Source organism: Dysgonomonas sp. HDW5B (genome assembly GCF_011299335.1).
Classification (GTDB): Bacteria; Bacteroidota; Bacteroidia; order Bacteroidales; family Dysgonomonadaceae; genus Dysgonomonas_A.
In genome coordinates this window covers 2,152,173-2,178,072 of record NZ_CP049858.1, presented here as the reverse complement: position 1 = coordinate 2,178,072, position 25,900 = coordinate 2,152,173, and the positions used below count along the sequence as shown (strand labels likewise).

Annotated in this window: 11 protein-coding genes; 7 read left to right on the top strand and 4 right to left on the bottom strand. The window is 36.9% G+C overall.

The window, feature by feature from the left end:
• Nucleotides 1-61: 61 nt before the first annotated feature.
• From G7051_RS08865 to G7051_RS18300, 3 genes are all read right to left on the bottom strand, one after another.
• On the bottom strand, nucleotides 62-2,557 hold the full coding sequence (locus G7051_RS08865) for a sugar-binding domain-containing protein (protein WP_166199677.1): 2,496 nt from the start codon (nucleotides 2,555-2,557) through the stop codon (nucleotides 62-64).
• 247 nt (nucleotides 2,558-2,804) lie between these two features.
• On the bottom strand, nucleotides 2,805-6,881 hold the full coding sequence (locus G7051_RS08860; RefSeq protein WP_166199675.1) for a two-component regulator propeller domain-containing protein: 4,077 nt from the start codon (nucleotides 6,879-6,881) through the stop codon (nucleotides 2,805-2,807).
• A 132-nt stretch (nucleotides 6,882-7,013) separates the two neighbouring features.
• Nucleotides 7,014-7,139, bottom strand: coding sequence for a hypothetical protein (locus G7051_RS18300; RefSeq protein ID WP_255493353.1), 126 nt, complete (start codon nucleotides 7,137-7,139; stop codon nucleotides 7,014-7,016).
• Nucleotides 7,140-7,162: 23 nt separating this feature from the next.
• Between G7051_RS18300 and G7051_RS08855 the strand changes: the two genes are divergently transcribed.
• The 5 genes from G7051_RS08855 to G7051_RS08835 all read left to right on the top strand — a co-directional run bounded on the left by G7051_RS08855 (nucleotide 7,163) and on the right by G7051_RS08835 (nucleotide 17,048).
• Nucleotides 7,163-8,599 (top strand): SusF/SusE family outer membrane protein, encoded by a 1,437-nt coding sequence (locus tag G7051_RS08855; RefSeq protein ID WP_166199673.1) that lies wholly within the window; start codon nucleotides 7,163-7,165, stop codon nucleotides 8,597-8,599.
• Nucleotides 8,600-8,715: 116 nt separating this feature from the next.
• Nucleotides 8,716-11,742, top strand: a complete 3,027-nt coding sequence (locus G7051_RS08850; protein WP_166199671.1) for a TonB-dependent receptor — start codon at nucleotides 8,716-8,718, stop codon at nucleotides 11,740-11,742.
• A 12-nt stretch (nucleotides 11,743-11,754) separates the two neighbouring features.
• Nucleotides 11,755-13,332: a RagB/SusD family nutrient uptake outer membrane protein gene (locus G7051_RS08845; protein ID WP_166113861.1), complete on the top strand. Its 1,578-nt coding sequence runs from the start codon at nucleotides 11,755-11,757 to the stop codon at nucleotides 13,330-13,332.
• A gap of 188 nt (nucleotides 13,333-13,520) precedes the next feature.
• Nucleotides 13,521-15,128, top strand: coding sequence for a glycoside hydrolase (locus G7051_RS08840; protein ID WP_166199669.1), 1,608 nt, complete (start codon nucleotides 13,521-13,523; stop codon nucleotides 15,126-15,128).
• A 3-nt stretch (nucleotides 15,129-15,131) separates the two neighbouring features.
• Nucleotides 15,132-17,048 carry a family 43 glycosylhydrolase gene (locus G7051_RS08835; RefSeq protein WP_166202734.1) on the top strand — a complete coding sequence of 639 codons (1,917 nt, stop codon included), beginning with the start codon at nucleotides 15,132-15,134 and terminating at the stop codon, nucleotides 17,046-17,048.
• A gap of 136 nt (nucleotides 17,049-17,184) precedes the next feature.
• Here the strand turns inward: G7051_RS08835 and G7051_RS08830 are convergent, their stop codons facing one another.
• Entirely contained in the window at nucleotides 17,185-21,228 is a 4,044-nt protein-coding gene (locus G7051_RS08830) for a two-component regulator propeller domain-containing protein (protein ID WP_166199667.1), read from the bottom strand.
• A gap of 662 nt (nucleotides 21,229-21,890) precedes the next feature.
• On the opposite strand from G7051_RS08830, the gene G7051_RS08825 reads away from it, so the two are divergent.
• Both G7051_RS08825 and G7051_RS08820 read left to right on the top strand, forming a co-directional pair.
• Nucleotides 21,891-23,699, top strand: a complete 1,809-nt coding sequence (locus G7051_RS08825) for a glycoside hydrolase family 2 protein (protein ID WP_166199665.1) — start codon at nucleotides 21,891-21,893, stop codon at nucleotides 23,697-23,699.
• 103 nt (nucleotides 23,700-23,802) lie between these two features.
• Nucleotides 23,803-25,848 (top strand): beta-L-arabinofuranosidase domain-containing protein, encoded by a 2,046-nt coding sequence (locus G7051_RS08820; RefSeq protein WP_166199663.1) that lies wholly within the window; start codon nucleotides 23,803-23,805, stop codon nucleotides 25,846-25,848.
• The last annotated feature ends 52 nt before the right edge of the window (nucleotides 25,849-25,900 follow it).

Below are 25,900 nucleotides of genomic sequence, written 5' to 3'. Positions count from 1 at the left end.
GATATAAAAAAAGGAAGAATAAGTTTGAGATAGCTTATTCTTCCTTTTCTAATAAATAGTATTATTTTGCAATTATGGTTGTATTAACAGCTTTGAGCCAAGGAGATGTGAATCTTATTTTGATCTCCCCCTGTTGACCTGTAGCTTGAATATACGCCAGAATTTTCCCGTGAAAAACTCGATGTTTATTATCTGTGTAATCACTCATGTCTTCATTATTACTGGCTTCTAATCCTAAAATTTTAGCAGGACCTTGTATCTGACAGGTAACCTCATTGTCCGAAAACATAACAGGTACGCCCTTCTCGTCTACTACTTGTACAACAATCTGAGCCAGACCTTTGTCTTTACTAATCTCTGTTTCAGATTGAGTAATCGTCAAAGCATACGGTTGTTTAGATGATTGTATAGCATAACGTGATATTTCATTGTTATTTTTATCAAGCCCTATTACTTCCAGCTTTCCGTCTCTGTAAGGTATGTCCCAATAGATGATGCCTGTATTTTCATCATACTCCTTTACTTTTCCTACTTCATTCCCGTTCAATACTAATTTTGCTTTAGCTGCATTGGTGTAACAAACTACACGTATAGATTGCCCCTCATCGTAGTTCCATATAGGCCATGCGTCCATAGATGGTACTTTTTCTTCGTAATTCTGCCCATCATTATCAGCATCCAACTGCGACCAAACGTCTTTCATCTGGCTTTTGCTGCCTCTTCCGGGTGTTGGGTAAGTTCCTAGATATGCCATTGGTTTATCAGACCAAAGCGATTGGCGGAAATATCCCCTCGGTTTAATGAAACCACCAAAATCTAATAGTCCTGAATAGAATCCTCTGGATGGCCATCGTCCTGATTCTCCTAGATAGTCGATTCCTGTCCACAAGAATTGTCCGAATATATGCTCATTATCTCTCACCGCTTTCCATGCCTCCAGCTCGTGACGGTTTTCGCTTCCGTAAAGTACTCGTTTCGGATATTTCTCATGATCTAAAATATATCTGCTTTCCGTATAATTATATCCTGCAATATCCAATGCTCCGGGATATTCGGTCTCATTCGACATGGCTACTCCTGCAAGTCCGGCTGTTGTAGGTCGAGATTTATCGTATTTTTTCACCACAGCAACCAAACGTTTTGCAATATCACCTAAACGCATAGCATCGGGAGCATCTTTTTTGTATCCCCCAAATTGTGCTTGTGTAAACCCTGTGTTCTTACCACCATCCAAAACAGGATGAGAATAAGGATCATTTGGATAGTCTACTTCATTGCCAATACTCCATGCGAAAATTGAGATATGATTACGATCACGTCGAACCAAGTCTGCCAAATCTTTTTCGCCCCATTCTTCAAAAAAGTCAAATGAACCTTGATATCCAGGTGTGCCTACATTCCAACCTTCGAGCCATTTACGTTTAGGGAATTCCCATTCGTCATACGCCTCGTTAAGAACCAATATACCCAGTTCGTCACATAATGCATATAAATCGGGAGCTTGCGGATTATGGCTTGTCCGTACAGCATTTACACCGATTGATTTTAATGTTTGCAATCTTCTTTTCCACACATCATGTGGTACGGCTACCCCTAGTACTCCTGCATCGTGATGGATACACACTCCTTTTACTTTCATCCATTCTCCGTTAAGGGCAAAACCTTTGTTTGCATCAAAAGTATAATTGCGAATACCTGTAGTAGTAATTGTCTGGTCTATTACTTTACCCTTGTTCGATACTGTTGTTTTAAGTTGATATAAATTTGGATTGTTTAAATCCCAGATTTGAGGATTGTTTACTTTTAATTCTGTTTCTATTTTGTTATTCCCCGCAGTCATTTGTAATTTTTTAGCGTCTTTTGCGACAACTTTTCCGTCAAACAACAGCTCATTGGTTATTAAAAGATCGGCTGCTTTTACATCCGAATTATCTATTTCGACTTCTACAGATAAAGTCGCCTGTTTTTTGGTAACAGATTTAGGATAAACATATACCCCCCATTGTGCTATATGTATGGGATTAGCATATACCAACCAAACATTACGATAAATCCCCGATCCAGTATACCAACGTGAATCTGCCGATTGACTGTGGTCAACACGCACAGCGATTACGTTCTCCTGTCCATATTTAATATAGGGTGTCACGTCATACATGAAGGAGATATATCCATTAGGACGTTTCCCTAATAACTGTCCATTAATGAATACTTCGCTGCGATTATACACTCCTTCGAAATACAAATAGACTTTTTCTCCTTGTTTATCCTTGGGGATGTCTAATGTTTTTCTATACCACCCGATGCCTCCCGGCAAGTAACCTGTGGCACTGGCTAGTGTTGGACTAAGTTGTCCTTTCACACTCCAGTCGTGGGGAAGGTCAACCGATTGCCATCTTTTATCATCAAGAGATGTATTTTGTCCATCTTTGATATCATTTAATGTAAACTTCCAACCGTCATTTATATTTTCCGGTTGACCAAAAGAAACCTGCCCGAATATCGAAAGGGAGAGGTAACTAAATAGTACTGCTAAAAATAGTTTTTTAATTTCCATAGTATGTTATTATATTAAGTAACAGAAAATATTTAATGTCGTATTTTTTCAAGTTATAACTATCAATTGTTGTTATATCAGGATCGACAATAAACGGGTCTGAGACCTTACTTTATCTTTAGCAGCAAAAATAGAGTGAATATAATTACGATACGGGATACATATCGTGCATGTTAGGTGAGCATATTCATCACGTATTCAATAAATGAAAGAATTTAATGATTTATTTGAATTGCAAGTCTGTATCTTATGATGGTAGTTCTCTATTTTCACCATTCAATATCTTTTTTATATATTCGGATGGAGCCATACCGAATTCGTCCTTAAAACATTGCCTGAAATAAGTAACGCTGTTTATACCCACCATATAAGATATTTCAGATATAGTGTATTTGCCGCTTAATAATAGTTTTTCGGCATTACTGATTCTGATTTTTCTTATAAATTCGTTTACGGAAATATTAGATAACGCTTTTATTTTACGGTAAAGCGTAGAGTGGCTCATATTCATCTTTTCGGCAATAAAAGAGACATCAATTTTATCGGAATCAATATTCTGCTCGATTATCGATCTTACTTTTTCAATAAATTCGTTATCAATCTCGTTTAGAGAATCTATTATGGTTGCACTCTTTTTTATCGTATTCCTACTTATCAATTCGGCAAGTTTTTTTCTCGTATCCAGAAGATTTATCATACGGCTTTGTAATAAACCTGCGCTGAAAGGTTTTGTTATATACGAATCGACTCCAATATTATATCCTAATGTCTTGTCTTGGATAGAATCTTTTGCCGTTAACAGAATAATAGGAATGTGGCTTGTTCTTATATCTGCTTTTAATAATCTACTCATTTCAAAACCATCCATTTCTGGCATCATTACATCACTTATAATAATATCCGGTATGTGTTTATAAGCTTCTTCCAAACCGATTTTACCATTAGTCGCCGTATATACAAGGTATTGTTCTGATAGAGAGTCTTTAATATATTTTTTGATATCTTCATTATCTTCAACAACCAATATGATTTGTTTATTATCTGTATTATTGGCAGACTCATTTTCGATACCTGTTGTACTATCCTGTAAAGTTGTATCCAGATGTGTTGCATTTGGATAAGTATTATCGGAATTAATCTTAAAGCGGAATGATGTACCCTTCTTCAGCTCACTATCCACAAATATTTCGCCTTCATGTATGGATACTAAATTATAAACCAACGCTAACCCGATACCGGTCCCGGATATCTCTTTATTATCATTAGTCTGATAGTATCTGTCAAATATTTTGGTCATTGCATCGGGGGCAATGCCTCTTCCTGTATCCCGAACTTCGATCTCGGTAAAGGTTGTTCCATCTTCTTCAGTCTCTCTTAATATAAGCTTGATTTCTCCGCTTGAAGTAAACTTAAATGCATTTGAGAGAAGATTTTCTAAGATGGTTGTTATTATATCCGGATCAAAGTATAGATTCCGGATTTTATTTTCGACAACGACCTCAAATGTCACCGAATTTCTGATATTTAATTCTTTATACTTTAACCCTACCTCTTGAATCAATGGCAAAATATCACCATAATATACCGAGAGCTTTTTATTCTGCGTTTCCGTTTTCCGGAACTCCAATATCTGATTTATAAGATTTAAGAGACGTGCAGCACTTTTGTAAATGATTGATATCTTCGACGAATGTTTTTCGGGCAAGCTTACGTCATTAAGCAGGTCTTCTAAAGGACCCAGAATTAATGTCAAAGGCGTTCGTAATTCGTGAGTTATATTGGTAAAAAAACGTAATCTTTCGTTGTTTAACTCCTGCTCCTGAATATGATTCCTTTTTTCTAGAATAAGCGAGTTTTCAAGATTCAGCTTTCGTTTATAGAATTTTAGAATCAAGAATAGAATGGCTAGAATGATAATGAAATAAATACACTTTGCCCACCAGGTTAACCAAAAAGGAGGGTTGATCACAATTTTCAGTGTGGTTATATTATCTGACCATTCCTGATTTTTAAGCCTCGATTTAATAAGAAGCTGGTAGGTTCCGGGTGGAATATTACGAAAGGTTATGGAATTATTACCTTGTATATTATACCACAGATTATCTAAACCTTTGAGCATATAGGTGTAATCAACTAATTGTGTAAGAGAGTAATCCAGAACATTGAAAGAGATAGTAAATGTATTTTGATTGTACTTTAGTTCTATATTGGGATTGACAGGTACATCAATTTCATTATTCGACCATTTTATCTGATCGTTATAAATCTTGAAACTTGTAATTACAGTTGGTGGAAGGTTTATCTGAGACGGGATCGATGAGGGTTCAAAATAGCAGACACCGTTTTGTGAGCCGAAATATATTCTTCCCTTAGAATCTTTGGTAACCGACCCGCTCATAAAGTCACCCAAAGGCACCCCATCATGGTGATTGTAATTATAGAATTTTCCCTCTTCGGATATATACCTGCTGATGATTCCTCCGTTAGAACTAATCCATATATTACCCTTATAATCTTCGGTAATTGCTCTTATATGTGTATTTAAAAGCCCGTTTGTCTCATTAAATGTAACATAGGCTGTGTCAGTCGGATTATTGAAGCAGACGAGACCGTCTCCGGTACCAACCCACATCCTATCTTTTGTATCTTTATAAATATACTCTATTGTATTCGAGGGGAAGTTTTTATAAGTAGTATAAGTTCTGACAAGTTTTAAATCGTTATCGAGAATAGCCAAGCCTTCACCAAAGAATCCTATCCAAATCTGCCCGTTATTATCTTTTGAAACTGCACGAACCAGATTATTGGGTAATCCCGAATTTTCGGAACTGTATAACTGACTCTGGTTTGTTTCTATATTGTAATGGAATAAGCCATTTGCACAGCCTATCCACATATTCTTGTCGTTGTCTTCGTAGAAACATCTTACATCAGCATTTTTTCCTTCGATCAAAAGATGCTCAAAAGTTTTGCTTGCCGCATTAAAGAGATTAATTCCCCCTCTGAATGTTCCGAACCATAGATTATTATTTGAGGCTCTTGTTGCAGCTAAAATTGCATTATCCGATATTTTAGTTTTTTCCTGATCTACAATGGCTACTTTTTTTCCGTTTTCGAAAATATTTATTCCGCCACCATCTGTTCCAACCCACACGTTATCATCTTTATCCGTACAAATACCCCATGCAATAGGATTGTTCAATGTATTATCCAAATTGGGTATCGGTGAATATACCCATGTCTTAAAGAAAGGAGGACGATGGCTTATAAAATTAACTCCTCCGCCATATGTCGCAATCCATATATTATTGAAGGAGTCCTGAAAAACACTTCTGACAGTCGAATTAGAAAGTCCGCGATTATCATCACTGTATATAATATTCTCAAATGAAACATTTTCAGGAGAAAGAAACATACTTTGCCGGAAATCAAGAATGCTTATTCCTCCTTTTTCTGTTCCTATCCAAAGCCTGCCATCATCCAGTTGATTTATAGTGAATATATAATTTGAGATAAGAGAAGATCTGCTTTTCGGGTCATGCCTGAAAACGATAAAAGACTCTTTCTCGGGATTATACAAGGCAAGACCGTTGTTGGTTCCGATCCATACATTGTCATTCTTATCGACGAAGATAGTTCTTACTTCATTTCCCGGAAGACTTTCCCGATCATTGGGATCATATTTAAAATTCTTTATTTTTTTATCTTTTAAAGAGAGTATACTTAATCCCGAATTGACATGACCAATATATAAGAATCCTTTGTTATCTTCATTAACAGTCCACACATTGTCATTTACCATTCCGGCAATAGTAGAGCTGTTGTAATGAATAATCGTTTTGTCTTTTTTATTGATATATTCCACACCTCTGTAATAAGTCGAGAGCCAAAGATTTTTATCTCGAGAATTGGTTATATCCGTAATATCATTGGTTATAATACCCGAAGGATTATTGCGGCTATGTTTATAATGAACAAATGTTTCGGTATCGCAATCGAACATGTTTAATCCTTCACGCTGGGTAGCCACCCACACTACATTATCATATTTATCGGCATATACTTTATTCAGTTCGTTGCCGCTGATTGTGTTTAATTCGTCTGCATTATTTTTCTTATAGACTTTAAATTTATTGCCATCGAATCTATTGAGTCCCGACTCTGTTGCAAACCATAGAAAGCCTTTCTTATCCTGAGTAATGCTCACTACATAGTTACTCGAAATACCCTGTTCGATATCAAGTTTTTTGATAGTGTAATGCTGAGCCTTTACAGGAAAAAAAATACAAGAAAGAATTAAGATCAAACAAGGAAGCGATTTCATGGATCAGACTGATTTAGTAAAGGTAATATTCAATAAAACATTTAAAGAGGCGAACTATCTATTGTTATTTTGCTTACCAAAGCAATAAATAATTCTGCGAATTTAAAGAGTAAAATCAAAAATAATAATAATTCAAGCAAATAGAGGTGCAAATCTGTCATTGACCGATTCGAGCTTTATTAATGAACAATCTGTATCTCCTGCCTGAGGTCTTACATCCATATATTTGCCTATTGCTGATAAAGCCTTAAAAACCATAAATAAATTTAAAATCTAATTTCATGAAAGCAAAGAACTTCTTTTACTTCTTGCTGATCCTTTTTTCTCTGAACGGATGTAGCGATGATGATAATGATTATGTAGATGTTGACGGATTGGCTCCGACCATTACCCTGAATTCATCAAACATAAAAACTGAACCCGGACGCGAGCTTATAATCAAAGCCAAGATTGAAGACAAGGATGGGCTTCGTTCCATACAACTGAAAAATACAGATTTCAATCTGAATAAAGTGATTGACCTCACCTTAGATAGTATTGTCTACTCTTTTGATCTCAATTATAAATATAAGATTGCAAAAAATATCGAAGGCGATAATTTCCCGATAGAAATTATCGCAACAGACTTGGGCGGACGTGTTTTCCAAGAAAAAATAATGGTAACAATGGATGGTGATTTTACAAATCCCGTATTCACAGTTGCTCCCGATGAAGCACTAACCGTACTCATTAAAACCCAGACACGTTTGAATGTTAAGTTTACAGTGGAAGACGATAAGGCTTTAAGTATCGTAAGAATTGAGATCCCCGAAATATCTTATTCCAGAGAAATAACAACCTTTACAAATTCGGGTAAGACTCTTGAATTTAACGAACCGATTACATTACCTTCAAATTCGGCTACTTACAAACTTTCTATAACTGCTGTAGATAAAGCCGGGTTGGAGATAAAAAAGAATAGCACGATAACCGTTTCGGAGATGCCCGATTTTGCAAAAATGTATCTGACAGATGTTACAGATGCGGCACAATTAAACAGCGATGTTTTCGGAATTCCGATGCTTGTAGAGCGTACCGGTGCATATACATACAAAGCACGATATTATTCGGAAGCTGCAGGAACAAAAGTTCGCTTCATTCCTCAAAAAACCGATTTCAGCCCTATCTGTTTTGGTATAGATCCTAATGATAATAAAGTATTAACCGACGATCCCGATATTTCTCTTCCGATTGTACTTCCTGCCAAAGGTTATTATGAAATTAACTTTAATGTAAAGACTGGAACATATACTTTTGCATCCTATATTCCGACCGATACTCCTATTGCAATCGGTAGCCCGATGTTATTGAATGCTACAGATCCTGCTGCAGGTTCTATACCTTTGCGAATTGGGCTTGTTGGTGGTGGAATACCCAATGCAGGTAGTTGGAATACGGCTGAACCTCTTATCCTTAATCAAAACAGTGAAAATAAATATCTGTTTTCTGTTGAAATGAACCTGAATGCAGGCACTGAAATTGAGTTTATCATACAAACACAACATTCATGGGGTTGGTGGCCCGAACCTTATTGGCGTTGGGACAGAGGAGAAGATCCTGAATTGAATGTAGCTAATGGCGGAGAAAATCCTGCGAAATGGCAAATAAAAAAATCTGGTAAATATATATTCAAATTTGACAGTCATTTGAAACGCTCTAAGTTCTATCCGATTGACTAAGGCCTCAAACCTTTTATTGTCCACACAAGTATAACTACGACTGTTAGTTATAGTTTCTAAATGTGACATTAAATACAATCAACAGCTTAATACCTAATATTATAAATAAAATACTCATGAAAAAATATTTAATTTTTCTATTGTTGACTTTGCCTATATGCCTCTTGGCTCAAAACAAAGCAACTCTTACCGGAAAAGTAACTTCGGCTACCGACAAAGAACCTCTAATCGGAGTAACTGTTGTCGAAAAAGGGACGACTAATGGAACGGTAACAGACTTGGATGGAAATTATAACTTACCCAATGTCTCTGACAATAGTACGATTGTATTTTCTATGATCGGTCTTGCTACCCAAGAAATAAAAAAGAATCAAAGTAGCGTGATAAATGTCATGATGAAAGACGACACAAAATTACTCGATGATGTAGTCGTAATTGGTTACGGAGTTGTAAAGAAGAGTGATCTTACCAGCTCTATCACAACGGTGAAAGGCGATGATTTGAAAAGTATGACAGCCGGAAATGCCCTATTCTCGATGCAGGGTAAAGCAAACGGAGTACAAATTACAGCAGCAGGTGATCCGGGAGCCGTACCCCGTGTTATTATCCGAGGGGTGACCAGTATAAATGGTTCGGATCCACTATATGTGGTTGACGGAGTTCCTATTTCCGGAAATATAAACTTTTTAAATCAGGATGATATCGAAAGTATTGAGGTTTTGAAAGATGCTTCCTCTTCTGCCATATACGGAACACGTGGATCTAATGGGGTTATTATGGTAACCACCAAAAAAGGTTCTGCGGGAAAAACTACTTTCCAGTTTAATGCTTCTGCGGGTTTCCAAACTCTGACTAAACCAAGCATGGCAAATGCTTCAGTGTACGAGAAAGTATTTAAAGAACGTTATACAAATGATGGGAACACGCCTGTGTGGAATACTCCTGTAGATAGCAATATAAGTACCGACTGGTGGGATCAGACAATTAATAAGTTCAGCTATACACAATCCTATAACCTGAGCTTTCAGGGAGGAGATTCGAAGTTTACTTATAGCGGAAGTCTGGGGTATTTCCGTCAAAATTCGCAATACGATGTCGGCTATTGGGAGCGTATTACAGGACGTCTTAACACCGAATATAAGTTCAGTAATATGGTGAAAGCCGGTGTTGACTTTGCTCCACGTTATGAGAATTGGGATGATACGCCCGACTTATTCAGTGCCGTTATGCGTATGGATCCTACAACTCCTGTATTCAGAGCGAAAGAAGATTGGACCTCCAACCCTTTGGATAATTTTGCACGTTCTTATAATAATCAGGTATGGAATCCTGTGGCAAGTGTGGCTCGTCAGAACAAACATACCAATGAATATGGTTTGATAACCAATCCATATATTAGTCTTGAACCCATAAAAGGCTTAATTGCCCGTACCCAATTTAGTGTAAATGCCCATTTCAGAATGAATGATAACTTTTCTCCCAAATTTTTCATCGATAATCTTGAAAAAGCTGATCTGAATAAGATAGAAAGAAAGGCTAACAACTGGGTAGACTGGAACTGGACAAATACCCTGAATTATATGAAAACCTTGAATGAGAAGCACAATCTGAATCTTATGGCAGGTTTCACCATGGAACAGTTTGCCGAGTATAATCTGATGGCTTCACGTGAAGGAGTACCCAGTAATTATTCAGACCTGCAATATATAAATGCAGGTACATTGAATCCTCAAAATGGAGGAACCAATATCTATAAATCGCTTATGTCATATCTGGGACGTGTGATGTATAACTACGATAACCGTTATTATATCACTGCATCTGTACGTGTGGACGGATCTTCGATGTTTCCCGAAGGAAATAAATATGCAACCTTCCCCGCTGTATCTATGGCTTGGAGACTTTCGGAGGAAGGGTTTATGAAAGATCAAAGTTTTATTTCGAACCTCAAAATACGTGCAGGATGGGGAAAAGTTGGTAATCAGGCCATCGACCCGAATGCCTATTTAAACCTGATTGGTGGAGCCGATTATGTATTCGGGCCCAATGGAGACCGCTACGTTGGTACAGCGGTTAGTAGTATTGGTAATAAACTGTTGAAATGGGAGACAGTTGAAGATTATAACCTGGGTGTTGATGTAAGTATTCTTAATAATCGCTTAGATATAACAGCTGATGTATTCCGAAAGAAATCTTCAGACATGTTGATGAAGAAGCAAAATCTATCCATATTAGGCTATCCGATGTGGGCAGGAGAAATGTGGACGAATATAGGAGCCATGAAGGCTCAGGGATGGGAATTTTCCGTCAATTGGAAAGATAGAGTTAATAAGTTCAATTACGAGGTAGGCTTGAATCTGTCCGGAGTAAAAAACACTGCCGAAACACTTGTTGCTAATACACCGATCCTACGAGGTGGATTTTTTAATGATTATATTATAAAAAATGAAGAAGGCGGAGAAATCAGCCGTTTCTATGGATATGTAGCAGATGGGATATTCCAAAATCAGACGGAAATAAACAGCCACACCAGCAACAACGGAAGCTTGCTGCAACCCGATGCTGTACCCGGAGATATCCGCTTCAAAGACTTAAACAATGACGGTATTTTGGATGATAAAGACAAGAAATATATTGGAAAAGCATTTCCTGACTTAATGGTTGGATTAAACCTACGATTGTCTTATAAAGATTTCGATTTAATATCGAATTTCTACGGAACTATAGGTAACGATATCTACAATAGTGCCATGGGCGGATTTTATGCAGGTACCGAAGGTCAGAATGTATATTCCGATGCCTACGATAAAGCATGGAGAGGTGAAGGTACCAGTAATTTCTACCCTCGTTTATCGGTAAATGATAAGAATTTGAACTTCCGTCGTGTATCGTCCTTTTTTGTTGAAGACGGTTCTTATTTCCGATGCAGACTATTGCAATTAGGATATACTTTGCCTAAAGACATTACCAAAGGCGTTGGTGTACGGGTGTCGGCATCGGCTCAAAATCTGTTCACTATTACCAATTATTCAGGAATGGACCCCGAACGTGCAGCTATGGGTAATGTGCTTGAGTCGGGTATCGACAATCTGGGATATCCTAATCCCCGTACATTTTTAATCGGTGTTAATGTTAACTTTTAATCGACAGGAAAAATGAAAAAGATATTTAAAATATTTCTAGGTAGTGCATTTATACTACTATTAAATAGTTGCTCCGATTTTTTAGATCGTCCTGTATTGGGAACCGAAAATCTGGATACCTATTTCCAAAATGAAGAAGAATGTTTGAAACAAGTGGCAGGATGTTATCAGTCGATCTTTTGGGACGATTGGTGGCAGGTATCTGTTTTCTACATCGGAACCGATATGGCGACAGATGACATGTGGATGGGAAATACAACTCAATCGCAAAGTGATTGGATACGAATGTCTCATTATGGTAATCCAAAACAAGATGGACCGCTTTCAAATTATTGGCAATACCGTTACAAAGGAATTTTAAGGTGTAATATAGTAATCGCTAAAGTACCCAATGCACCTATTACCAATGAAAATCTACGGAAAAGAATGATTGCGGAAGCTAAATTTCTGCGTGCATTTCAATACTTCGAATTAGTGAAAAATTTTGGTGGAGTACCGGTTATACTTGAGATGAAATTACCCGAAGAAATTTTGGGAATTAATCGTAAATCAACAGAGGAGACCTATGCTCAGATAGAGCAGGACTTAAAGGATGCGATTACTGATCTACCAAAGAGAAGCGAATATTCATCGGTAAACTTAGGGCGTGCAACTAAAGGAGCGGCAATGGGTTACTTAGGTAAGATATATCTCTATCAAGGTAAATTTGCAGAGGCTGAAAAGGTGCTTAAAGACTTGATCGATTCGAATGAATACGATCTGTGTACTAATTTTAAAGATGTATGGTCTATTGAGAATAACAACAGTATCGAATCGCTATTTGAAGTACAATATAGCTCCGATATAAGTTACAACTTGGGAGGACGTCTTCCTGTATTTACAGGATCTCGTGATGACACAGGATGGTCATGGGGCTTGCCTACCAGTAACTTAGAAAAAGCCTTTATGGATGCCGGAGATACTGAACGACTTAAATGGACAATTGTAAAGAATGGTGATGATGTTCCCGGAGACGATACTCCCGAAGCTAAAAATTATTTGATAACTCCCGACAAGCATAAATCGGCACGTATCAACAGAAAGTTTTATATTCCTCATAACTTGCGTCCTACACCTTATGATGCAAACCATAATAATCTGAATCATAGACTTCTTCGTTATGCAGACGTTTTGCTTATGTATGCAGAGGCAGCCAATCAAAATGGTAACGATTCCGAAGCTCGTAAGGCATTGAAAAGAGTACGTGACCGTGTAGGTTTATCGGATGTTACATCTTCAGGAAAAACTCTACGCGATGCAATCAGATTGGAGAGAAGATTAGAACTCGCACTCGAACACCAACGTTTATACGACCTACGCCGTTGGAATGATGATAATGGTAAAAAAGCATTGTGTAATATTATGGGGGAAAACGGAACTTTTGTCCGTTATAATTTGTATGAATCTACAGATCAGTATGAGATTACCAACCAAAAAGAAAACAGCAATAAAGGGATTACTTTCCGTGAAGACAGGGATTTACTTTTCCCTATTCCAAATACCGAAGTTCTTCTTTCAGGAGGTAGTATTGAACAGAATCCCAATTTTTAATTAAAAATCTCTGCTTTTTTGGTAATAAGCACAAGAAAATATTTAATGAAACATTTAAAAAGTATAACTATCTATCGCTGTTTTGCTTACCAAAGCAATAAATAGTTCTGCGAACTTAGTGTATCCTCGATTCTTTGGTTTTCAGAGGGTACACTATTGTTTTCTTTATAAAGTAACAAAACAAGATTATGAAAAAGATAAAATTAATGTCATGCATGTGCGTTGCCATCGCATTGTTTGCGTGCAATGATGATCCGGCATACACAATTGCACCGGATAAAAGTACTCCATCTGAGGGAACAGAGAATGTGGTGATAGATATCAGCAAAACCTATCAAACGATAGAAAGTTTTGCGGCATCCGACTGCTGGTTTGCAAATTATATCGGAGAATATTGGACGAATAGTGAAAAGGAAGAAATTGCAAAGCTCCTATTCTCAAGCAATATAAAAAATGGACAACCCGAAGGTATCGGGTTATCAGGCTGGCGTTTCAATTTGGGTGGCGGTACTGCACAACAGGGAGCAGCCAGCGGAATTGCTGATGTTGAAAAAAGAGCCGAATCTTTTATGGATCCGGTAACTGGAACCTTAGATTGGAGCAAACACGCAGGACAGCAATATTTTATTGACAAAGCGAAAAGCTATGGCTGCTCACAGTTTGTGATGTTCAGTAACACGCCTCCCGTATATATGACTCAAAATGGAAAAGGCTATTCTCAGATGGGCGCTTACTCGAATCTGAAAGCCGATTCGTATGATGATTTCGCAGACTATATTACGTCAGCCGTCAAATATTTTAAAGATAATAAAGCAATCGATTTTACCTATATCAGTCCTGTAAATGAACCTCAGTATAATTGGGATGAAGCCAATCAGGAGGGATCGGGTTGGCAAAACAGCGAAATAAAAAAGATTGCTGTGGAACTTGATAAGTCGCTAGAATCAAAAAATCTAACCTCCAAGATATTAGTTGCCGAGTCTGCTGCATGGAATTATATTTATGAGAATGCCAACGATGCAGGCCGAAATAATGTAATCTCAAATCTATTTAATAGTACATCATCTAATTATATTGGAAACCTCAAACATATAGCACCCGTAATCGCAGGACACAGTTATTGGTTAGATGGCGATTGGGCAACCCTCTTAAGTACAAGAAAAAATGTAGCTTCGAGTGCCGACGCTGCAGGCTTAAAGGTATACCAAACAGAATGGAGTATGTTGGGAGACGGATATAGCAGTAGCGAATTTGTTGGTTTTGATAATGCATCATACATGGATATAGCTTTGTACATGTCGAAGGTGATACATTGCGACTTAGCTTATGCCAATGTTGCCTCTTGGTCATATTGGACAGCTCTTTCTCCGGAGCGCTGGAGCCATAAAAACAGATTTTTACTTATTAAAGTGACCCCTGCGGGTGGCGATTATGGCGATTTTAAACAGAGTGGAACACACGCAGCAACCAAAACTCTTTGGGTATTGGGAAATTACAGTTTGTTTATACGACCTGATTACAAACGTATCGATTTAGGAATGGCTGATACTTCCAAGGATTTATTCGGAAGTGCGTATATATCTCCGAATTACAAAGAAGTTGTAGCGGTTTATACCAATCTATCAACCAAGCAATACGATGCTAAAGCCGGTATTAAGAATGTAGAGATTGAGTCTATTAAGACATATACCACAAATCAGAGTCAGGATTTAGCTGAAAATACAATTTCTGATATACAAGGATCTATTTTAATAAACCCTAATTCGGTAGTAACTGTCGTTTATAAATTGAAATAAATAATAATGAATAAAGTAAAAATAGTATTCTTGGCTTTGGCTCTGGTATTTTTAGCTCCATCAGGCTATAGCCAAGAATATAAATCGGGACCCGAAGAAAAAGACTATATAGCATATCTCTTCGCCTATTTTAAAGGAAACAACGTAGAAGAAGAGGCTGTTTGTTATGCGATAAGTAATGATGGATACAACTATCTGAGCTTGAATAATAACAATCCGGTCATAGATTCCAAACAAATCAGTTCGACAGGTGGAGTACGCGATCCGCATATTCTTCGTGGCGAAGACGGTAAGACTTTCTATATGGTACTTACCGATATGACTTCCTCTAAAGGCTGGGAGTCTAATCGGGCTATGATACTCCTTAAATCGACCGATTTGGTAAACTGGACATCAAGTATTATTAATATCCAACAAAAATACACGGGTCAGGAAGGCTTGAAACGTGTATGGGCACCGCAAACCATATACGATCCGGCAGTAAAAAAATATATGGTTTACTGGTCTATGAAGCACGATGATGGAGTAGACATTATTTATTATGCTTATGCCAACAAAGACTTTACGGACTTAGAGGGCGAACCTCGTATTCTGTTTTCACCTCAAAACAAGAAATCGTGTATTGATGGCGATATAATCAATAAAAACGGTATTTTTCATCTGTTTTATAAAACCGAGGGACATGGCAATGGCATCCGTTTGGCAATGACCGACTCGCTTGCTTCCAACAAATGGATAGAGCAACCCGGGTACAAGCAACAAACAAGCGATGCAGTAGAAGGTTCAAGTGTTTTCAAACGAATCAATAGCGATACCTATATATTGATGTATGATGTGTACATGAAAGGTAAATACCAATTCTGTGAGAGTAAAGATCTGGATGTATTTAAAGTGATTGATCAGGATATCTCGATGAATTTTCATCCGCGTCATGGGTCGATAATCCCAATTACTCGCCGTGATTTGAAGGCTTTGACCAACAAATGGGGAATTCCTGAAGGTTTTGAAATGCCATCAACTGCCAATAATCCTGTACTCGAAGGGTATTATGCCGACCCTGATATTTTATATTCAGAGAAAACAAAAAAGTATTATATCTACCCGACAAGTGATGGTTTTACAGGTTGGAGTGGTTATTACTTTAAAACATTCTCATCTGATAATCTCAAAGATTGGAAAGATGAAGATGTAATTCTCGATCTGAAAAAAGATGTATCGTGGGCAGATCGTAATGCATGGGCACCCTGTATTATTGAAAAGAAGGTAAAGGGTAAGTATAAATATTACTATTATTTTAGTGCCGCTCAAAAAATAGGGGTGGCTGTGGCTGATAATCCTACAGGTCCGTTTGTAGATTCGGGAAAAGCCCTTATCGATTTTAAACCCGAAGGTGTAAAAGACGGACAGGAAATAGACCCCGAAATATTTGCCGACCCTAAAACAGGTAAAAGTTATCTCTATTGGGGCAATGGCTATATGGCGGTTGCGGAACTGAATGAGGATATGGTATCCGTAAAAAAGAATACTATAAAAGTGATGACTCCCGATAAAACATTTCGGGAAGCTATAACTGTTTTTTATCGAAACGGTATCTATTATTTCTTATGGTCGGAAGATGATACCCGAAGTGAGAATTATCGGGTGAGGTATGCAACTTCAACTTCTCCCACAGGAGTTCTGACTATTAGTGAAAACAATCTGATTTTAGCTAAAGACCCTTCGAAAGGAATCTATGGAACAGGGCATAACTCGGTTTTGCAAATACCCGGAAAGGATGAATGGCGTATTGTTTATCATCGTTTCAGTCGTCCAAACGGTATAAATATGGGAGATGCAGCCGGATATAACAGGGAAGTTTGCATCGATAAAATGGAATTTAATTCGGATGGAAGCATAAAGCCCATAGTTCCGACATTGTAGTTTTAGAAACAGCCTATTCGAGTCAATACTGATATATAGGAGAATTTACGATGTCATTTCAATTATACTCATTGAGGTAAGTGTATAAAAGCTTACCTCAATAGGTATAATAAAAAATGAATAATCTCAGGAATTATCAAATCATTTCTCTCTTTTTCTGATCTCTATAACTTTTGGGAGTCATGCCATATTCTTGGGAGAATATCTTGAAAAAATTTCCTCTATTGACGAACCCCGTTTTATATAATATCTCATCTATAGATAGATTAGTAGTAACCAATAATCGCTCAACAGCCTTTAAGCGGTATTCTTTTATCAAATCACTGGGAGTCTTTTCGTTAATAGCTTTAAGTTTTCTGTAAAATTGACGTGTACTACATCCTAAGGCTTGACTTAACATTTCGACTGACAAATTCGGATTTGAAATATTTGTATCTATCTCTTTAAGCACTTTTTCATAAAACTCATTGTCTTCAACATGGGTTAATCGCCCATTTTTCAATTCAAAAGCACTCAATATCGAGCCATAATACTCTTTCATATCTTCCTTACGTTGGAGCAAGCGGCTTACTATTTTCTCCAGATACTCAACATCAAACGGTTTTGTGATGTATACTTCGGCTCCTGAATCGATTCCCCTTACCTGTTCTTTGATATCTCTTTTTGCAGAAAGTAAAACAAGGGGAATTTGATTTAGGTGTTTATCTGCTTTAATCGATTTTGTTAATGAAATACCATCTATATCAGGCATCATTACATCTGTAATAATCAGATCAACTGCTCCCCGTTTCAGATGCTCGAAGACGTCACCGGGATTATTAATTGGTATAACATTATATTGTTCTACAAATATGTCTGTAACAAACCACAACATCGAAGGGTCATCATCTATAATCATAATCGTTTGCTTCGATTTATCGTATTCCGGTAATATATTATCAAACTCTAATGAGGAAACCTCCGGATTAGTTGGGTAAATATATTGGGTATGAGTGGATTCATTAACCGAAATATCAATTTCCAGTATAGGTAGTACAACTCTGAATACCGTTAAACTATTGAGAACGCTAGTTACCTGAATATCGCCTTTTAGAAGCTTTACCAAATTATGGCAGATTGCTAATCCTAATCCATTACGTGGAGAAACCCCTTTTTGATTCTGAATCTCAAAATTATCAAGAATTGTATATCGGTCGAATATTTTTTGAATATCCTCTTCCTTAATTCCCTTACCGGTATTAGAAATTACAAGATTCAATCTCTCATCTTCAATAAACAGTTCAACTGTTATTTTCCCATTGTCAGATGTATATTTAAAGGCATTGGAGATTAAATTGGTTATTATCTTATTCAGACTATTTTTATCGGAATTCCAAATACAGTTATCCTTTATATTTATTTCATAAATAAGACCTTTTGCCTCTGCCAATTCTGAGAAAGATTCAGCTGTAATACGTGTAAATTCCGATACTGAAAATCGACAGATGTCAAGCACTTCATTACCTGTTTCAAGACGTCTGAACTCAATCAATTCCAATATTAACGAATTCAATTTTTCAGCATTTTGTTGTATCAGACCAGCATACTTATTTATATAACTATCGGAATTTCTATAAGTAAGTATTTTATTGCAAGGTCCATATATCAATGTCAGAGGAGTACAAAACTCATGTGTAATATTTGTAAAGAAACGAAGTTTTGATTCGTAGATCTCTTCCCTTTGTTTTTGGTTCATCTTCTCCACTATATTATTTTGCTTCATTCTATACCATTTCAATATAAATCGAATTGTTACATACAAAAGAAGAATAAACAGAAGAGAATAAAGAAAGTATGCCAGATAAGTCTGATACCAAGGAGGTAAAATGCGAATATTAAGAGAATATACAGCACTCTCATTACCTGTTATATTATTTCTATATTTTATTTGCAAGGAATAGTTTCCCGGAGAAATATTCGTAAAAGCTGCACTGTTGGAAGTACCATTCTCAATCCAGTTGTTACTTAATTCACTCAGCCGGTATAAATAAGTATAATCGTTACCATTAATATAATCAACAGCAGTAAACGAAATAGAAAAAAAGTTCTGACTATGATCTAGTGTCAGAACATCTTGTCCGTTCTTCTGTTCCAGAAAATCGTTGATATTATATTCTTTGCCAAAGATCGACAATCGGTTAAACTGTATAGGAGGAGTATATAATGAATCTGAAAATTCATTCTTACGTATACTGATAAATCCGTTGATACCTCCGAAAAACATTACTCCTGTCTTTTCATTCTTAAAAGATGCTCCATCACTAAATTCAGTAACTTCGAGCTCATTCTGTTGTTTATAAGTCTGAAAAGTATTGTTAGTTGTATTGAACTTGACTATTCCCTGATTTGTACTGAGCCAAAGGTTACCGTATTTATCATCCAAAATACCATGTATAGTATTATTCGGAAAGCCGGTTAATTCATTAAATACCTGTTTACCATTGCTATTCATTTTAACCAGTCCATAGCTGGTTCCGATCCAATAACCGTCTTTATTCTGATATATTGAAAAGACGTCATTCAAAGTTTGGCTGTCGCCTTCATCATTCAGGGTCAAAATATCCAACTCTTCAGTTAATGTATTTAATTTATAGGCTCCATACCCTCTATTACCAAACCACAGAGTAGAATCATTCTCTTTATGTATAGTAAAGAAATAATTTGAAGACTGTTTTCCTTTATCAAAAATAAAATGCTTTAAAATAGTAAGCTCAGGGTTATCTGCTGTTCCACTGATTCGAGCCTTTATAATACCTTCGCCTACTGTAGCAATCCACAGTGTAGAGTCATTCGTTTCACAGATAGAATGTACATATCTTATGGGATCATTGTTATTCTGATTGATAGGAATACGTTTTATCTCACCACTCTTGTAAGAATAATAATTTAAGCCTTTTTCGGTACCAATCCATAAAATATCCTTTTTACTTGGGGTAATAACATAGACCGAATTATCGTTAAGTTGGCTATTGCCTGTCAGCAAATGCTCTGTGCTGCTGCCTTTATTGGTTGTTTCATTATAATCGTGAATTTTCACAATTCCATCTCCTTTAGTTCCTATCCATAATGTCTGAGTCTTATCTAAGAAAAGTGCCCGCACCGGATTATTTATTTGTGTATGAAAATCTCTGAACAAGGTCGATTTTATAGAATATGAATTCATAAAATACATATACACGCCCTGACCGTCTGTTGCAACCCAAACAATGTCTTGGTATCTATCTTTCCTTAAGGAGAAGATACCCGATTTAATTTCGATCTCATAAACCGAAAAACGATTCTTATTTTCAGGAATTTCTTCTAATCTGATTAGACCACTGCTTTTAAAACCGATGAAGAAATTATTCTTCTGCTTAATAATAGATGATATTTCACCATATTTGGTTACTTCTTTATCGATGTTATAGATATAAGTTTTCCGCTTATCTAATGTGCTAAATTCATATAAGTCATGCACCTTATCTACAAAATAGAACTTATTTTCTTCGTAGAAGCACCATAAAATGGGTTTGTCATGATCTAAATATTTTTTGGGGCTGAGGCGTATCTCTTGCTTATTTCGGGTTAGATCGAAAGTACGATGGTTGCCATCAGACAAAAATATCCAAAGAACATTCAGATCATCAATAGCCATTTCCAGAATATTATCAAAAACAAGATTATAAACGAAAATCCGTTTAAACGTTTCTTCGCCGGGATCGTAATAATGGATGTAATTATCCTCTTTTACAACATAAATATCATTTTGAATACTCTTGATCAGCTTATTATGTCCTTTAAAATCCGAGAATGTTTTGACGGTACGTTTTCGACTGTTGAATCGGTCTAATCCGTAATTTGTCTGTATCCACAGAATATCATCTTCGGCGTCTAATACCGACTCAATCAAATTTCCGGACAGATTATTAAGGCTATTTGTTGGTTTATATATCTGAAAATTTATTCCATCAAACATATTCAACCCATCGCAAGAGCCAAACCACATATAGCCGTTCTTATCTTGGCACATCGACAGAATAGCACTGTTTGAGAGTCCGTTCTTGCTCGAAAATTGCCGTATACTATAGGCATATACGATATTATAAGATGATGTGAAAAAAAATAAGAGTAGTAAAGAATAGTAGAATCGAGTAGTTTTCATTATGGTATATACAATATGTTTTTGTAAAGGTTACAATACTCTTTATGCATGAGTATTGTATTTAGTAAAAAATCTTCATCTATCTTGTGAGATAAATCCAGACAAGCTTAAGTGTGAGGTTAACCAAAATAGTACCAATCAACAGGTTCATCATTGTTACTATGCCCTTATCTATTTGATGTGTTTTATCTTAAATCAAGATCAAGATAAACTCATTTTAGACAGCTATTATTAAGTGGAATGGGGGCTGAAAGATATGTATATACGATAAATATAAAGTCTAGTATTTCGCCAAATAAGTACGATCTGATGACATTTTTTCGAAAAATACACGATCGTCGTAAATACGTATACTGAGGATGTTATTTTTTAATAGTTTTGTATTTGTTGAGAATCAAATTAAGGCCGCAGACCTTGTTATTGCTTAGGCAGGTATAACAAATATAGATTGTTACAACTATAAAATATACCAATAGATTTTATTCTTTACTTATATACTGATAGCAACTTATTAACCTCTTTCTGAATCCGTCTTAATAAACAAATCTGACAAACAAAATCATTCTTAATTTTCCGAATTAGACAGACGCATGAAGTAGGGTTGAGACTTTGCCTTAATACATAATAGAATATAAAATATAGAATCATTAAAAACACAGAGTATGAAATTGAATCTTTTATTGTTAACATTCGTCCTCTCCGGAACATCCTTGTTTGCTCAATGGAAACCTGCCGGAGATAGGATTAAGACTAAATGGGCTGAAACCATCGACCCCAATAATGTATTGCCCGAATATCCCCGTCCTATTATGGAGCGTCCGGATTGGGTAAACCTGAATGGTCTTTGGGAATATTCGATTCAACCCGTAGGACAAAATGAGCCTCAAAAATTTGACGGCAATATACTGGTTCCATTTGCCGTGGAATCGAGCCTTTCTGGAGTACAAAAAGACTTGGGCAAAGACAAAGAATTATGGTATAAAAGAACCTTTAATATCGCTTCGGACTGGAAAAACAAAACTATTTTACTTCATTTTGGTGCAGTAGACTGGAAAACTGATGTGTATATCAATGACATTAAAATAGGCACACATACAGGAGGCTTTACGCCTTTCAGTTTCGATATCACTCCTTACTTAACCTCAGGAAATCAAAAGCTGGTAGTAAAAGTATGGGATCCTACGAGCGATGGCTATCAACCCAGAGGAAAACAAGTAACACGCCCCGAGGGTATTTGGTACACAGGCGTTTCGGGTATATGGCAAACCGTATGGATTGAACCTGTAAGCAACAAATATATTTCGGGAGTAAATACCGTAGCCGATATTGATAATAATTCATTGAAAATAAACGTCAATACCGAAAAGACAAATCCTTCCGATATAGTTCAAGTAACCTTGAAAGATAACAACAAAGTGATATCAACCGCAAAGGGTGTAGCAGGACAATCATTGAATATCAATGTTCCCAATGCTAAACTTTGGTCGCCCGATTCTCCATTTCTCTATGATTTGGAAGTGGTTCTTTTAGATAATGGAAAGGCAGCAGATAAAGTAAAAAGCTATGCTGCTATGCGTAAAGTATCTATCAAAAAAGATCAGAACGGAATAGTACGCCTTCAATTGAATAACAAAGATTGTTTCCACTTCGGACCTCTCGATCAAGGTTGGTGGCCTGACGGACTTTATACCGCTCCTACAGATGAGGCTTTGGTATATGATATTCAGAAAACCAAAGATTTCGGTTATAACATGATACGTAAACACGTAAAAGTAGAGCCTGCACGTTGGTACACCCATTGCGACAAAATGGGTATTTTGGTTTGGCAGGATATGCCCAACGGAGATGCCTCTCCACATTGGGAAATGCACCGATATTTCGAAGGGGTAGAAAAAGTACGCTCTATAGAGTCTGAGAATAATTTCCGCAAAGAGTGGAGAGAAATTATGGATTACCTAAGACCTTATCCCTCTATTGCGGTTTGGGTTCCTTTCAACGAAGCTTGGGGACAGTTCAAGACAAAAGAAATAGTAGAATGGACTAAATTTTACGATCCGTCTCGTTTGGTAAATCCTGCAAGTGGAGGAAACCATTATAAAGTAGGCGATATTCTTGACTTCCATAAATACCCATCGCCCGAATTGATGATGTTTGATCCTGAGCGTGCAACGGTATTAGGCGAATATGGAGGTATCGGACTTCCTATCAATGGTCATATGTGGCAATCGGATAAAAATTGGGGATATACTCAGTTTAAAAACGAAAAAGAAGTAACAGACGAGTATATCAAATACAATAATATGCTGATGAAACTAATTGGCAGAGGTATTTCGGCAGCAGTATATACACAAACGACTGATGTGGAAGGTGAAGTAAACGGACTTATGACATATGACCGTAAGGTAATTAAGGTTGATGAGCAAAAGATAAGACAAGCCAACCTTGAAATAAGTAATTCTCTGGGTAAATAGGCTATACATTCTTAGCCTTTTTATTAATTTAAAGTATAAGTCTTGGGTGGTTTTATTGCTCAAGACTTATTCCTATTATTAATCAAACAAAGAAATATACTAGATGAAGGCATACCGGTTAAAACTTTTAGTTGTGGCATGTGCATCCTTTTTGGTGAGTTCGGCAGCAACACCCAAGGTGGCAGTAATTTCACGCCCCGCAACCGATAGTAAGAATTTATACTACACAAGCAACAGACAACCTTTATTACCCAGTAATTTTATCAAACTTCCTGTAGGCAGTATTCAACCCGAAGGATGGATAAAGAGATACCTCGAACTTCAACGTGACGGGTTAACAGGTCAGTTGGGAGAAATCAGTGCATGGTTGAATAAGGAAAATAATGCATGGCTTGACAAAAGTGGAAAAGGCGAATACGGATGGGAAGAAGTTCCTTACTGGCTCAAAGGTTACGGAAACCTTGCATATATACTCAACGATCCTAAAATGATTGAAGAGACCAAAACATGGATCAATGCTGCTTTATCGAGTCAACGTGAAGACGGTTATTTTGGTCCTTGGGTTGAAAAAGAGGGCAGACCCGATATTTGGGGAAATATGATAATGGTCTGGTGTCTTCAATCTTATTATGAGTATTCGAACGATCAAAGGGTAATACCTTTTATGACTAAATACTTCGAATGGGAGAATAATCTGCCCGACTCTATGCTTCTTAAAGATTATTGGGAAAATAGTCGTGGTGGCGACAATATCTACAGTGTTTATTGGCTTTACAATATTACGGGTGATAAATTTCTGCTCGATCTGGCGACAAAACTTCATCGTAATACAGCCAATTGGATGCAAACCGATAATCTACCCAACTTGCATAATGTGAACATTGCACAATCATTCAGAGAGCCTGCAACCTATTATCTTCAAACACACGATAAAGCACATCTGCAAGCTACTTATGACGATCACTTCCTGATTCGTAAATGGTACGGACAAGTGCCCGGGGGAATGTTTGGTGGTGATGAAAACTGTCGTAAAGGATATCACGATCCACGTCAGGGAGTAGAAACTTGCGGTATGGTTGAGCAAATGGCATCCGATGAAATATTACTAAGAATTACAGGCGATCCGCTTTGGGCTGATCATTGCGAAAATGTAGCCTTCAATACCTATCCTGCGGCTGTGATGCCCGATTTTAAGTCGCTTCGTTACATCACTTCACCCAATATGGTATTGAGTGATGATAAGAACCATAGCCCGGGAATAGATAATACGGGACCTTTCTTAATGATGAATCCTTTCAGCAGTCGGTGTTGTCAGCACAATCATGCTCAGGGATGGCCTTATTATGCGGAAAATTTATGGATGGCAACACCCGATAATGGTTTACTCGCCGCTTTGTATGCCGAAAGTTCGGTAAAAGCGAAAGTGGGAAGCAAGGGTCAGACTGTAGAATTAGTACAAAAAACACATTATCCGTTTGATGATCAGATAAACATCGAAGTGAAAAGCGGTAAAAACGTAGAGTTTCCGTTATATTTGCGTATTCCTGAGTGGGCAGATAATGCTACGGTAAAAATTAATGGCAAAGTTATGAATGTGAAACCGGAACCCTCTAATTACATACGCATTGATAATGTATGGAATGCAGGAGATATTGTTAATCTGACTTTACCTATGAAACTGAAAACCGATACTTGGGCACAAAACGGAAATAGTGTAAGTGTGAACTATGGTCCACTGACCTATTCTCTGAAAATAGACGAGAAATATATCGAAAAAAGCAGTATAGAAAGTGCAATAGGTGATTCGAAATGGCAAAAAACGGCAGATCCGTCTAAATGGCCTTCTTTCGAAATTCATCCCAATTCATCGTGGAATTACGCTTTGGTATTCGATCAAAACAATCTGGAAAAATCATTCAAAGTTGTAAAGAAAAGCTGGCCTACTGATAATTTTCCATTCACATTGCAATCGGTACCTATCGAGATTCAGGCAACAGGTTGTATTGTTCCCGACTGGAAAATAGATGAATATGGCTTATGTTCTTTTGTGCCTGTAAGTCCGGTGGCAAAAACAAAAGTAGAGAACATCACACTTGTTCCGATGGGTGCAGCACGTCTGCGTATTTCGGCTTTCCCAACAGCGAATTAATGGAAACTAAGGTCTCAGACCTTACCTTATACTAAAATATACATGAGAAAAT

What these genes read in the sequence shown, in the direction of transcription:
- G7051_RS08860 (WP_166199675.1), bottom strand. Translation starts at nt 6,881, where the DNA reads ATGAAATCGCTTCCTTGTTTGATCTTAATTCTTTCTTGTATTTTTTTT.
- G7051_RS08855 (WP_166199673.1), top strand. Translation starts at nt 7,163, where the DNA reads ATGAAAGCAAAGAACTTCTTTTACTTCTTGCTGATCCTTTTTTCTCTG.
- G7051_RS08850 (WP_166199671.1), top strand. Translation starts at nt 8,716, where the DNA reads ATGAAAAAATATTTAATTTTTCTATTGTTGACTTTGCCTATATGCCTC.
- G7051_RS08820 (WP_166199663.1), top strand. Translation starts at nt 23,803, where the DNA reads ATGAAGGCATACCGGTTAAAACTTTTAGTTGTGGCATGTGCATCCTTT.
- G7051_RS08830 (WP_166199667.1), bottom strand. Translation starts at nt 21,228, where the DNA reads ATGAAAACTACTCGATTCTACTATTCTTTACTACTCTTATTTTTTTTC.
- G7051_RS18300 (WP_255493353.1), bottom strand. Translation starts at nt 7,139, where the DNA reads ATGGTTTTTAAGGCTTTATCAGCAATAGGCAAATATATGGATGTAAGA.
- G7051_RS08840 (WP_166199669.1), top strand. Translation starts at nt 13,521, where the DNA reads ATGAAAAAGATAAAATTAATGTCATGCATGTGCGTTGCCATCGCATTG.
- G7051_RS08865 (WP_166199677.1), bottom strand. Translation starts at nt 2,557, where the DNA reads ATGGAAATTAAAAAACTATTTTTAGCAGTACTATTTAGTTACCTCTCC.
- G7051_RS08825 (WP_166199665.1), top strand. Translation starts at nt 21,891, where the DNA reads ATGAAATTGAATCTTTTATTGTTAACATTCGTCCTCTCCGGAACATCC.
- G7051_RS08845 (WP_166113861.1), top strand. Translation starts at nt 11,755, where the DNA reads ATGAAAAAGATATTTAAAATATTTCTAGGTAGTGCATTTATACTACTA.